This is a genomic window from Alkaliflexus imshenetskii DSM 15055 (assembly GCF_000517065.1).
Lineage (GTDB): Bacteria > Bacteroidota > Bacteroidia > Bacteroidales > Marinilabiliaceae > Alkaliflexus > Alkaliflexus imshenetskii.
Genome location: NZ_KI912105.1, coordinates 1,249,221 through 1,262,351, shown reverse-complemented (window position 1 = coordinate 1,262,351; position 13,131 = coordinate 1,249,221). Strand labels below are relative to the sequence as shown.

9 protein-coding genes are annotated in these 13,131 nt (G+C 45.0%); 4 read left to right on the top strand and 5 right to left on the bottom strand.

Annotated elements, in window-relative coordinates:
- Positions 1 to 116: 116 nt before the first annotated feature.
- The gene (locus ALKIM_RS0105115) at positions 117 to 3,455 is read left to right on the top strand and encodes a ligand-binding sensor domain-containing protein (RefSeq protein ID WP_157363789.1); all 3,339 of its coding nucleotides are present in this window, start codon (positions 117 to 119) and stop codon (positions 3,453 to 3,455) included.
- Here the strand turns inward: ALKIM_RS0105115 and ispE are convergent.
- Positions 3,452 to 4,270, bottom strand: a complete 819-nt coding sequence (gene ispE, locus ALKIM_RS17720) for a 4-(cytidine 5'-diphospho)-2-C-methyl-D-erythritol kinase (protein WP_044117760.1) — start codon at positions 4,268 to 4,270, stop codon at positions 3,452 to 3,454. The genes ALKIM_RS0105115 and ispE overlap by 4 nt on opposite strands.
- Before the next feature lie 189 nt (positions 4,271 to 4,459).
- On the opposite strand from ispE, the gene dnaB reads away from it, so the two are divergent.
- Entirely contained in the window at positions 4,460 to 6,013 is a 1,554-nt protein-coding gene (gene dnaB, locus ALKIM_RS0105105; protein ID WP_026473695.1) for a replicative DNA helicase, read from the top strand.
- On the opposite strand, the gene ALKIM_RS0105100 is transcribed toward dnaB, so the two are convergent.
- The 4 genes from ALKIM_RS0105100 to ALKIM_RS0105085 all read right to left on the bottom strand — a co-directional run bounded on the left by ALKIM_RS0105100 (position 6,010) and on the right by ALKIM_RS0105085 (position 9,352).
- Positions 6,010 to 6,702, bottom strand: a complete 693-nt coding sequence (locus tag ALKIM_RS0105100) for a YjjG family noncanonical pyrimidine nucleotidase (protein ID WP_026473694.1) — start codon at positions 6,700 to 6,702, stop codon at positions 6,010 to 6,012. The two genes, dnaB and ALKIM_RS0105100, sit on opposite strands and share 4 nt — an antisense overlap.
- Positions 6,703 to 6,824: 122 nt before the next feature.
- Entirely contained in the window at positions 6,825 to 7,697 is an 873-nt protein-coding gene (locus tag ALKIM_RS0105095) for a Cbp1 family collagen-binding glycoprotein adhesin (RefSeq protein WP_026473693.1), read from the bottom strand.
- 193 nt (positions 7,698 to 7,890) lie between these two features.
- Positions 7,891 to 8,568, bottom strand: a complete 678-nt coding sequence (gene rsmI, locus ALKIM_RS0105090) for a 16S rRNA (cytidine(1402)-2'-O)-methyltransferase (protein ID WP_026473692.1) — start codon at positions 8,566 to 8,568, stop codon at positions 7,891 to 7,893.
- Positions 8,569 to 8,581: 13 nt separating this feature from the next.
- The gene (locus ALKIM_RS0105085) at positions 8,582 to 9,352 is read right to left on the bottom strand and encodes a hypothetical protein (protein ID WP_026473691.1); all 771 of its coding nucleotides are present in this window, start codon (positions 9,350 to 9,352) and stop codon (positions 8,582 to 8,584) included.
- Between the two features lie 101 nt (positions 9,353 to 9,453).
- On the opposite strand from ALKIM_RS0105085, the gene ALKIM_RS0105080 reads away from it, so the two are divergent.
- Together ALKIM_RS0105080 and ALKIM_RS0105075 are read left to right on the top strand one after the other, a co-directional pair.
- Positions 9,454 to 10,044: a thymidine kinase gene (locus tag ALKIM_RS0105080; RefSeq protein WP_026473690.1), complete on the top strand. Its 591-nt coding sequence runs from the start codon at positions 9,454 to 9,456 to the stop codon at positions 10,042 to 10,044.
- A gap of 149 nt (positions 10,045 to 10,193) precedes the next feature.
- Positions 10,194 to 12,659 carry a bifunctional UDP-N-acetylmuramoyl-tripeptide:D-alanyl-D-alanine ligase/alanine racemase gene (locus tag ALKIM_RS0105075; RefSeq protein WP_026473689.1) on the top strand — a complete coding sequence of 822 codons (2,466 nt, stop codon included), beginning with the start codon at positions 10,194 to 10,196 and terminating at the stop codon, positions 12,657 to 12,659.
- Positions 12,660 to 13,131: the final 472 nt, after the last annotated feature.

Here is a 13,131-nt window from a genome sequence, read left to right as displayed (position 1 = left end):
AATTCTTTATAGTTAAAAACATTTGCTTTTTTTGATTGAATGTTAAAAAACATATCTGTTTAGGTATAACCTTTTCCTCCCTTATAAGTATAACTGTATATCGAAAATCTGGATTTGTGAAGGGGACTATTATTTACTTTTTAGCCATTGTTCTTGCATTGAGTGGAGTTAATAGTCTGGCTCAGGCTCCTGAATTCAATTTTAGCCGTATTTCATCCTATAACAGTTTGTCGAGTTTGTTTGTGACCAAGATGGTGCAGGAAGCTGATGGGTATATCTGGATTGGAACGGTGGATGGGTTGAACCGCTTCGATGGGCAGGACATTAAGGCATATCGTTCGCGCGAAGGTCTCAACACACCAGGGTTGGCCGGCAATCAGATCGACGATCTTTTAGTCGACTCTTACAACCGCCTTTGGGTGGCATCTCCTTTTGGTATTTCACTTTACAACGTTGAACAGGATCGGTTTAATGGGGTAATAACTACTTACGAACTTGCGGGTTTTCCAGATGCTGCCATTAGTCGAATCGTTCAGGATTCTGATGGACGCGTTGTTGTATGTGTTGCAAATACGCTACACTATCTAAACGAGCAGACTTTTCTGTTTGAACACATCTTTACATCTCCATCAGGAGACATCTCTGCAATAGATTTTGATAAAAATGGCGGGTTTTGGTTGGGGCATTACAATGGCGGAGAAGTTTCTTATTATGCTTCCTACAAAGATTCAATGCCGGGTATCGTTTTAAATGGGGAGTCGCTCGCAATAAAGCCATCTTTCACAGTCACTGATATCAGTGTGGATGACAACTATCTGTGGATTGGTATTGAGGAGGGGGGGCTTGTAAGATATACACTTAAGTCGGGCGAAGTAAAAAAGTACTTTGAAGGTACATCGGAGCGTTTTGTTTTTGATTTGTACCGCGACCGCAAAGGAAATCTCTGGTCGTGCGACTATAGCGGTGTGAAGCTTTATATCGAAGCGGAGGAAGCGTTCAGAGGTTACTATCACATTCAACAGGAGGATTTTTCGCTGCGGCCAAATGTTCGGGGTCTGTTTCAGGATTTTCAAGGCAACTATTACACTTATCACAATGGCATAGGGGTGTTTGTGAGTTACCTCGACAGGGGTTTTCAGCTTTTTAATGAGTCGAACCGTTTCTACTGGCATCTTACCAATCAGAATATTTCTTCGATTTGTGAGGATGCTGAAGGTAATTTGTGGATGGGCGGATTTAATGGCGGTATCGATATTTTTGAATGGCAAACCGGCCAAATGATTCGTCATGAGGCCAGTGATAACCTGCCCAACCGACTTGGACGCGGCAGTGTACTAACCATTTATCGCGACAGGAACAACGAGATGTGGATTGGCACCCACAGTGGTGGATTACAATGGTACGACCGTGAGAACAATCGCTTCGTGTCATGGCGACAGACCGATGCGCCAGGTTCCATATCAATGAACGACGTACGCGCCATTGCTGAGGATGAGGTTGGGAATTTGTGGGTAGCAACACACGGTCGGGGTGTGAATTATTTTGACAGGCAAAGCAACTATTTTCATCATTACGATAGTAAAAACAGTCATTTGGGTTCCGACTGGGTCAATGACTTGCTTATTGATGCCGATGGCAGGCTGTGGGTAGGAACTGCATACGGTTTGAGTGTGCTGGATAAAGGTGCAAAGGTGTTCAAAAACTATTTTGCCGGGGGGGAGTATGAGCAAATTTTCCTTGGTAATCAAATTTTTTCTCTCTTCCTCGATAGCCGTGGGCGGATATGGCTTGGAACCAACTTTGGTTTGTATTACCATGAACCGCAAACCGATAGCTTTGTCAGACGGGGAACAAGGTTCGAGAATCAATACATAAGCAGCATCGAAGAAGATTTAAACGGGCATTTATGGATAAGCACCCATGGAGGTCTTTATCAGCTAAATCCCGATTCAGATACATTTTTCTATTTTGATGAAGTGGATGGGCTTCAAGGAAATGCGTTTAATTTGAACGCATCTTACTATAATGGGGGCGATGCTTTGTTTTTTGCAGGCAGTAAGGGTGTTAATGCTTTTAATCCTAATAAACTGCACTACAATTTACAGCCACCACAGTTGCGTTTCACCCGATTTCTTCTTTTTAACAAAGAGGTTACCGAATTTGGCCCCGGAGAAGTGATGGATAAGCATATTGATGCTGTAGATGAGATTGTGTTGCGTCATTACCAGAACTTCTTCTCTCTGGAGTTTGTGGCTCTCAATATGTTTAATCCCGGTAGAAACGAATATCTCTGCATTATGGAGGGATTTGACGATGATTGGGTTGATTTGGGGAATCGGCGCACAGCCTCTTACATGAATCTGCCTCCCGGGAAGTACACTTTTAGGGTGAAAGCGGCTAACAACGATGGCGTTTGGAACGAGGAAGGAATTTCTGTGCGCATTCGTGTGTTACCACCGTGGTGGGCAACAGCTTGGTTTTATGGTTTGATAATCGTCTTTTTATTTTTTATTACGCTGCTTGTTCATAATTATCGCACCAACTCGTTGCGAAGACAAAAGCGGCGTTTGGCGCATCTGGTGGCCGAACAAACGTGGAAACTACGTAAGAATAACCGTATGCTGAAACAGCGAACGGTTGAGCTGAACAACATCAATCAGGTGCTTGGTGAGCGGCAAAGAATAATTATTGAACAGGCCGAAGAGCTGGAGTCGCAGGCAGAGAACCTGCAGAGAAGCAATGTAGAACTGCTCCGGTTGATAAAAACCAAGGACAAGTTATTCTCAATCATAGCTCACGACTTACGCACACCTTTTAATACCATAATGGGTTTCTCTTCCTTATTGATGGAGTTTTGTGATGTGGACGACAAAGAGCAGGTTCGTAAATATTCAACCTATGTGCACGACTCTTCTCTTCAGGTGTTTAATCTTCTTGAGAATCTGCTTTATTGGGCAAGGTCTCAAACCAACGAAATTCAGGTTACCCCATCGGATATAAATCTCAACGAAATAGTACTTGAGAACATCTACCTCGTGCGTGAAAGCGCCATTAAAAAGCAAATCACGGTTAGTAGCAGCGATTTTGGGGCGTATCGTGTTTTTGCAGATGCCAACATGATGCGCACGGTATTGCGTAACCTGCTTATAAATGCCATAAAGTTTACCAGTAGAGGTGGAGAGGTCTCGGTATCAGTACAAAGGGGTGATGGTTTTGTAAAAATCTCTGTGGCTGATACTGGCATCGGCATCTCTCCGGAAGCGGTTAATACCATATTGACAACAGGTATTGGTGTCTCACAAAATGGCACCGAGGGCGAAAAAGGTTCAGGTCTGGGCTTGGTGTTGTGTAAAGAGTTTATTGCACGCAACGGAGGTGTTTTTATGGTTGAGAGTGAGCAGGGCAAAGGAAGTGTCTTCAGCTTCACACTACCGGAATCCCCTGCGCGAAATTAATCCATTATTTGTTCCGTATGCACTGTGTGGTCTTGCGGCCATGCAATCTGAGGTTCAGTAACAAAGAGCCCATATACCGATGAGCCACTCCCCGACATGGAGGCATATATGGCGCCATTCTCGTAAAACCTGTTTTTTGCCGACTCTACAATAGGATAGTTGCTGAAAACGTTGGTTTCAAAGTCATTGTTCATGAGGTTTTTCCAGTTTTGAGGCGAGGTTTTGGTTAACTCCTCAAGCGGTTTGTCTGGTGTTTTTGGGATGATGTGTTTATACGCAGTGGTAGTAGGCACATGAACGGGAGGTATCACCACTTGAAGCCAGTAGCTCTTTAGGTTGATGTCAGTCGGATAGAACTCGTTACCGATGCCTTTGGCCAAAACAGGTCTGTTTTTGATGAATACCGGGCAATCTGCGCCGAGCAATGCTGCCATAGACTCGAGCCGGCTGTCAGAATAGTTAATGTTGAATAGTTGATTGAGCATTTTTAGCATAAACGCCGCATCTGCCGAACCACCGCCGAGTCCTGCTCCAAATGGAATCTTCTTGTGAAGATGTATTTTTAATGGCGGAATAGGATGCTCACTGCGCATGAGTTGAAGTGCTTTCATACATAAATTATCCTGCGCATGTCCATCAATCGTTAGTCCACTGGTTGAGAACTGGTCTTCTTCTCCGTTGTGTATTAATATTTCAAGTGCATCACACAACTGCTTCACAGGGAAAAAGAGTGTCTCCAGGTTGTGGTAACCATCGGCTCTTTTTGAGGTAACAAACAGACCGATATTTATTTTGGCATTGGGAAAAGTAATCATATCAATGTTTTATTTGGGTTCAAAAATAGAGATTTTACTGAATAAGTTGGTAGTCTTAGTTTTTTTGTGGTTATTAACAATTTGTTGATAAGCCTGTTGGTGGTTTGTTTACACTAAGAGTCGGTTAATGTTTTTCAGGGTGCCCGATTTTTGTACCTTTGCAATCCGTCTTTTAAAAAAACCGGAATTATGGCAGAGAAACGAAATACAAAGCGCAAGCCCACTGAGGCGGTGGATCTTGGTGTGGGCAAGATGCCTCCGCAAGCCCTTGAGCTGGAAGAGGCTGTTCTGGGAGCAATGCTTCTGGAGAAGGATGCTTTTGTAACCGTTTCAGAGATTCTTAAGCCGGATTGTTTTTACAAAGATACCCATCAGTATATTTATGAGGCCATCACCAATCTGAATGGCCGACAGGAGCCTGCCGATATTCTGACAGTTACCGAAGAGCTTCGCCGGATGGGGCGCCTCGAGGAGGTGGGCGGTGCATTTTATGTGACTACACTCACCAGCCGTGTAGCTTCTGCTGCCCACATCGAATACCATTCCCGAATCATCTACCAGAAGTTCTTGCAGCGCGAAATGATACGTATCTCGGGTGTGATTCAAACCAAGGCGTATGATGAGTCAGAGGATGTGAATGACTTGCTCGAAGAGGCAGAAAACTCTTTATTCATGCTTTCGCAGGGAAGCATGAAGCGCGATGCAGTGCCCATTAGGCCGGTAATAACAGAGGCCATTGAGTTGATAAAAATAGCCGGAAAACGAACCGATGGTTTGAGTGGGGTGCCGAGTGGTTTTACCGAGCTGGATCGTATCACATCCGGTTGGCAATCGTCCGATATGATTGTGATTGCGGCGCGCCCGGCAATGGGAAAAACCGCATTCGTTCTTTCAATGGCGCGCAATATGGCTGTGAAATACCGTCAGGGAGTAGCCGTTTTTTCGCTTGAGATGTCAAATGTGCAGTTGGTGAACCGTCTCATAGTGGCCGAAACAGAGCTGCATCCCGATAAAATCAAGAATGGTAAACTTGAGCCATACGAATGGGAGCAGTTTGACCATAAGATAAAGTCATTGGAAGATGCGCCTTTGTTTGTGGATGACACGGCCGGTCTCTCAGTGTTTGAGTTAAGGGCGAAGTGCCGAAGATTAAAAAAACAGCACAATATAAAGATAATCATCATCGACTACCTTCAGTTGATGAATGCCAGTGGTATGAATCCCGGCAACAGGCAGGAAGAGGTAAGTATGATTTCACGTTCGCTAAAAGGTCTTGCCAAAGAGCTCAATGTGCCTATCATTGCCCTGTCACAGTTGAGCCGTGCAGTGGAAAACCGTACTGGCGATGGAAAGCGCCCACAGCTGTCCGATCTTCGTGAGTCGGGAGCCATTGAACAGGATGCCGACATGGTTTTGTTTATACACCGACCGGAGTATTATAAAATTACCGAGGATGAGCAGGGTAATAGTCTTATTGGCCTTGCTGAAATTATCATTGCCAAACACCGTAACGGTGCCACCGGCGACGTGCGTCTGCGTTTCCGTCCGGAGGCCATCCGATTCGAAGACATTGAGGTGGACAACTATGGCAGTGGTTTTGGTATGGAGCCGGTGGGAGAGGCCATGACTTTTGGTTCTCGTATGAACAATCCGGTATTGCCGCCAACTCCCGCTCCGGCTGCAGGAAACTTTGGCAGCAACCTGCCTTTGGGCAGTAGTTTTGAACGCGACAATCCGTTTTAGAGCATCGTTTTGAGCTCCAGCAGTGAGCGTATTTCGGCAAAAACAGGGGCATCAACTGCAATGCCATCAGGATTGAAAAAGACGTGGTCAAGTCCAAAATTTTTTGCCCCTTCAATATCTGCTTCAAGGCTATCGCCAATCACCAGGCTTTCGCGTTTGCGTGCATTGCAACTCTTGATGGCATACTCAAAAAAGCCTCGCTTGGGCTTTTGATATCCTATCTCTTCTGAAATGAATATTTTACTGAAATAGGGACGAAGCCCGCTTTTCTCAAGTTTTACGTGCTGGGTTTCCACAAAACCGTTTGTGATGATGTGCATCTGATAATGTGGTTTGAGATAATCAAGCACTTCAAATGTATGGGGTATAACAGATGTTTTGGTTGGGTTGATGGTTACAAAATCGTTGGCAAACTGAGTGGCTGCCTGGTGATCGTCAAAACCAACGGTTAGAAAGGTATTGTAGAAACGGCCAATGCTCAAGTCTGTTTTTTTTATCTCTCCCAATCGGTACTTAAGCCATAAATCGGCATTTATGGGTTTATAACTCGAAAAAAAATCATCGAAATTGGCAAAATATTTTTCAAGGTTATACTTATCAAATAGCTCAGAGAGCGTTATTTTTTCGTTGGTCGAAAAATCCCAGATTGTATGATCCAGATCGAAGAAAAGATGTTTGTATTTGCGCATTTTGTTTCTTGTAGGTCGTGATGCAAAGATACGACACCACTGCGGATAAAAAAATCCCGCCGGGACACTGGGTGCCACCGGCGGGAAGGGTTTCTGCTTTGTTTTGAGTCGGGTCTTATGCCTTATCCTACTTTTATCACCAGATAACGGGAGATGCTCCAGAATTGATTGATATCGGTAATGACCAGGGTAATGTTGCCATCTTCCTCTTTTACCAACTGATACGAGCCGGCAGGGTGAGCTGTCATTACTTCCGCTTTTTTGTTGAAAAGCGGGAATTGGTCTTTTTCGCGAATATCAATTTTGTTGAAATATTGATTGTCGAAATCCTCCTTAAGTACGCGTGAGCTTCCAAAGAAGAGGAATCCGTCGCGGGTTAAAATCTTTTGGTCTCTCAACTCTCTGCGTGTGCCAATGGCAAACCAGGCTGTATTGTAGAGGTCGGTTGTGCTATCCAGTTGTCTGCGGGTGGCATCCTGCTCTTTGCGGATGGCATCCATCTCATCGCTCAGACCTCTGATTTCGGTGTTGAGTTGTCCAATCTGTAAGTCGCGTTGGGCAAGCAGTTCCTGTAGCCTCACAACTTCCTCGGTTCTTTCACGTAACTGCTCGTTAAGTCCGGTAATGAGTCTGTTCAAACGCTGGTTGTCAACGCCTGATTTTTTCATCTGTTGCTCAAGTTCCTGGATGCGATTTTTGTTTTGAACCATCATATCATAGATGAGCTGAATATCCTGATTGATCTGTTCGCCGGCACGGCCGCGCACATCACCTGATTCAGCTTGCAATGAGATAATCTGCTCCTTCTCTTTGATGAGACGCAGATTCTCTTCGATGTCGGCAAGGGTGCCAACGAGTTGGTTCATCTGAATCTCCTTCTGAGCTGTAGCCATCAGAAGTGAGTCATTCATTTGCCGGAGCTCCGTTTTAGAAGGTCCGGTGGTACATTGCCAAAATAGTGGCACAATCATTAATAGTAGAGCCAGTTTTTTCATAATTCCAATGATGTTTAATTTTTTTTATTGCAGAAATGTTTAAGGCAAAAGCTGGATGCATCTCTAACTTTTTTAAAGTAAATCGTCAGCATCCATTGTTAACCTTACTGACAGAAGAATTGCATGAATTTGAAAAGTGCACTGCTTGCATTCTTTAAATTATCAGATGAATTGCTTTCTGCCTTAGCCAAAGTTAAATATCTTTTTTGCCATCCACAATCAGAACTATTTCCCCTTTGGGAGGATGTTGTTCATAATAACTGTGAAGTTCAAATACTGTTCCCCGTTTTATCTCCTCGTGCAGTTTGGATAGTTCGCGGCAGACGGCTGCTTGTCGGTCGGCACCAAAAAAATCGATGCACTGAGCCAGTGTTTTCAGCAATCTGTGCGGCGATTCGTAAAAAACCATGGTGCGCGTTTCGTCCTGAAGGGCGGTGAATTTTTTCTGTCTTCCTTTCTTTTGAGGCAGAAAACCTTCAAAAGTGAACCGGTCATTGGGGAGTCCTGCCACAGTAATGGCGGGAATAAGTGCGGTGGCACCGGGGAGACATTCCACAGTAATGCCTTGTTTGATGCAGTGGTTCACCAAAAGATAGCCGGGGTCGGAAATGCCGGGTGTGCCGGCATCTGAAACCATAGCAGCTGTTTCGCCTGCTTGTAAGCGCTGAATCACGCGTTCTGTGGTGCTGTGTTCATTGAATTTATGATGGGAAAACATCCGGGTCTCAATGCCGTAATGTTTTAACAAAAAACCGGTGGTGCGTGTATCTTCGGCAAGAATAAAGTCAACCTCTTTTAGCACTCGTAAGGCGCGCAGTGTGATATCTTCCAGATTGCCAATTGGGGTGGGTACCAGTATGAGTTTGCCCATGATTTAAGCAGGGTTATTTTATGAAACGACGTTTAACCAACTCTTTAAAGGCCACTACTGCCTGGTTGTTGTGATCCCAGTTGAAGTTGCCCAAAAGAAATCCCTCTGCCGAATCAAAGTTATTCATTGTATTGAGCTGTTCAATGGTCTGGTTAAAGAGGTCGGCATTGCCGCCAAAGAGCTCTCTCTGATATAAAAATCGATCGTTGATGCCAATAGCTTTTCTCAGGTCTTCTATTGGTTTGTGGAATTTTGGGATGTTGTCAGAATCTTTTTTCTGAGCGAGAAGCTCGTTAAACGAGTGTTTGTTCTTGCCAAGTACATCACCAAGAATGGCCTGATTACGTCCATTGTCCTGTGATGATTCTGTTTTTACCGGCTCTTTAACTGTAGGTGTTGGAGATGCTTTCACAGCTACAACCGGCTCTTCGTCGATGGTCAGAATAGGCTCTTCTTTCACCGGGGGCGGTGGTAATGGTTCTGCAATGCGCGGTTGTGGCTCAGGCACAGAGGTGGCTGTAACCGGTATTTCTGACACTGGTGGCGCCGGAAACGGCGCTGAAACAAATGCCTGAATGGGTGTCACTGGCTCATTAACCCTGCTGAAAACATGCTTTTCCAGTTGATCTAATAGGTCAATTTCGCTAAGGATGCCTTGGGTTTTGCTCCTCGCCAGTTGCATAAACACGTCGGGAATCAACTCCTTTCCGGTAAAAGTGTTTACCAGCGTTTCAAGTTCTTTTATATCCTGAAGGATGATTTTAAGCAGTGCTTCCTTTTCCATAATGCCTGTTTGACAACCATTTTTCGTTACATTTGCAAAGGTAACAATTACCTGACCAAAACAGAAATCAGCCGAATCTAAAATTTTTTGAAGTTTTTATTATGTTTCTTGAGAATAAAACCAACAGACAGAAGCGTCAGGGATGGATTGAGGTGATTGCGGGTTCCATGTTTTCGGGCAAAACGGAGGAGTTGCTTCGTCGGTTAAAAAGAGCCCGCATTGCCAAACTGAACGTAGAGATTTTCAAGCCATTGGTAGATCAGCGCTTCAGCGAGTCGGATGTGGTGTCGCACGATGCCAACAGCATTCGGTGTACACCGGTCGATAGTTCGGGTAACATCATGCTACTAAGTTCCAACACCGATGTGGTGGGTATTGACGAGGCCCAGTTTTTTGATAACGGACTTATTGAGGTTTGTAACACCCTTGCAGCACAAGGTTTGCGGGTGATTGTGGCAGGTCTGGATATGGATTTTAAAGGTAAACCCTTTGGCCCTATGCCCGGGTTGATGGCTTGCGCTGAATATGTGACAAAGGTGCATGCCATTTGCGTGCGCTGTGGTGATTTGGCGCAACACTCATTTCGTTTGAAAGCCAGTGAGAAGTTGGTTGAAGTAGGTGCTTCTGAATCCTATGAGGCGGTATGTCGCAGTTGTTATAACAAACTCAAGAGCGGGCAGATTGCAATCTGAATCTGGTGAATATGGATGAGTATCTTTAGTAATTGAGATTAAGCATCTATTCATCATATATCTAACTATCTTGCATCTAAACATCTTATATCTAATCATCTTATATCTAAATATCTTACATCTAATCATCTTATATCTACTCATTTCAGATGTCAGTTAAATACACCATTGGGAAGATAGCCGAAGTAACCGGCGGCCAACTTGTTGGAGTATCATTCGACGTTGTGTCGAGACTTGTTTTCGACAGTCGCATGGTCTTTGAACCCGAAGGTGTGTTGTTTTTCGCTCTTAAAGGAGGCCATAACGATGGGCATCGCTATGTTTCTGGGCTCTTTGAGCGGGGTGTGCGCAACTTTGTGGTCGACATCACATTCCGGATCTCAGATGAGTTGAGAGAGGCTGCATTTATTGTGGTGCCAGATACTTTAAAAGCTCTTCAGCAGTTGGCTACTTTACATCGCGCCCGGTTTCACATTCCGGTGGTAGCCATTACTGGCAGCAACGGAAAAACCATCGTGAAGGAGTGGTTGGCACAGGTGTTGGATGGTGTGGAAAAAGTGACCCGCTCGCCACGAAGTTATAACAGTCAGATTGGCGTGCCGCTGTCGGTATGGCAATTAAACGCTGCATCCACCATTGGAATTTTTGAGGCTGGCATAAGCGTACCTGGTGAGATGCCCCGCCTGGAAGAGATTATCCACCCAACCATCGGCATCATTACTAATATTGGAACTGCGCATCAGGAGAATTTCCTCTCTATAGAACAGAAACTGCACGAAAAACTCAAACTCTTCGCTAGAGCCGAAGTGGTGTTTTGCAGTTTCGACCAGAGGATGATTTACGATGCAGTTTCCACCCTCTATCCTGATAAAACAATTCTTACATGGGGCCGAAATTCGGGTGCCAGCTTGCAGCTTTTGTCCGTTAACAGGGATTATTCCACGCAGCTGAAACTGGTCTGGGGCGAGGAGACTTTTGTGGTTGACCTGCCTTTTACCGACGCCATCTCTGTAGAAAATGTGATGCCGGTAGTTCTTTTTCTCTTGTATCGCGGTTTTGCCTTTTCGGATATTGCAGCGCGTGTTTCGCAGTTGCAGCCGGTGGCCATGCGCATGGAACAGAAGGAGGGCATCAATGGGTCGCTCATAATCAATGACAGTTACAATTCCGACTTCACCTCGCTGGAGGTTGCGTTGGATTTCCTGAATCAGCAAGGGTTGAAAAAAGGCGGGGGGCGCACACTCATCCTTTCCGATATGTTTCAAACGGGATTGGATGATTCGGTGCTTTATCCGCGTGTGGCCGATTTGGTGCAGGCCAAGGGGATTGACCGTTTCATTGGTGTAGGAAATGAAATCTCCCGATTTGCCTCATATTTCAGGTCTGGCGATACATTTTACACCTCAACGGAAGCACTCATTCAGGCTTTGCCAGGCTTTTCGATGCGCAATGAGGCCATCCTGATAAAAGGCTCACGGGCGTTTGCCTTTGAGCGTGTGTCGGCATTGCTCGAGCAGAAGCAACATGCCACCGTGATGGAAATTAACCTGAATGCGCTGGTCAACAATCTGAACGTTTTTCGTGAACGGCTTAAGCCCGGCACCAAAGTGCTTGCCATGGTGAAGGCTTTTGGATACGGCAGTGGTTCGTTTGAGATAGCCAGTGCTTTGCAGCATCAGAAGGTGGATTATTTGGGTGTGGCCTATGCCGACGAAGGCATGGAGCTGCGGCAGGCAGGCATCACTGTGCCCATTATGGTGATGAACCCTGAGGAGAAGAGTTTTGGCCAGATGTTGCAATACAATCTGGAGCCTGAAATTTACAGTTTTAAATTACTGGAGGCCTTTAACAAGGCCGTGATGGATTATGGTGCCGATTCGGTGAATATCCACATCAAAGTGGACACCGGCATGTATCGTCTGGGCTTCTTTGATGACGATGCCGATGAGATTGTGAAGTGCTTGCGCAAAATGACCCATCTGCGTGTGCGCTCTCTATTTACCCATCTGGCCGGTACCGATGAGGAGGTACACGATGATTTTACGCGTCATCAGTTGGCCCTTTTTGAGCGTTTTTGTCAGCAGTTGGAAAAGGGCATTGGTTACAAATTTATGCGCCATGCCCTCAACTCGGCGGGTATTGAAAGGTTTGCCGCACAGCAATATGAAATGGTGCGGCTTGGCATTGGCCTTTATGGCATCAGCGCCACAAAGGATGTTCGCCTGAGCAACGTGGCCACCCTCAAAACCTATATCTCACAAATAAAAACTGTGCGACCAGAGGCTACCATAGGATACGGGCGTGCTGGGAAAGTGCCCACGGGCGGTAAAATTGCTGTCATCCCCATTGGCTATGCCGACGGGTTGAACCGACACCTGAGCAACCGCATGGGCGAGGTGCTCATTGGCAAACACCTTGTTCCCATCGTTGGCAACGTCTGTATGGATATGTGCATGCTCGACGTGTCAGGCCTCGATGTGTCCGAAGGTGATGAGGTCATTGTTTTTGGCGACAATCATCCGTTCACTGTCATGGCCTCCAAGCTAAATACCATCCCCTACGAAATACTTACCGGCATCAGCCGCCGTGTGAAGCGCGTCTATTTCAGAGAGTAGTTGGCAGTATTCAACCGGCTTTCGGTTCGATGTGAAACAGCCAGCATGAATCAGTGATTTGTGCGTTATCACAAGTTTATATCTCGTGTTTTTGTAAGTCAAAAAGTATTGTTTTGATGCAATAGTTTTATTGTTCTAATGCACGATAAACTCTATTTTAATGCGCATTAAAATTGACTTTAATGCTCATAAGAAATATATTTGATGCTGTATAATCATTTCTAATATGGTAATCTGATGCTTTCAGAAACCTTGTTTGTCGGAAGTATTGACTGAAGGTGATTATAGATGCGAAGGATTTCAGATTATAGATAGATTAGTTGAGGATGATGATTAGATTGATCTTATTATCTATTTAATTTTGTCTATCAGTCTAAGTAACTGTTTAAATTTAATTTTTAAAATAGGTTATAGACGCGAAGACTATTAGATATTAGACAGATAGATTAGTTGCGAAAGATGATTAGATTGA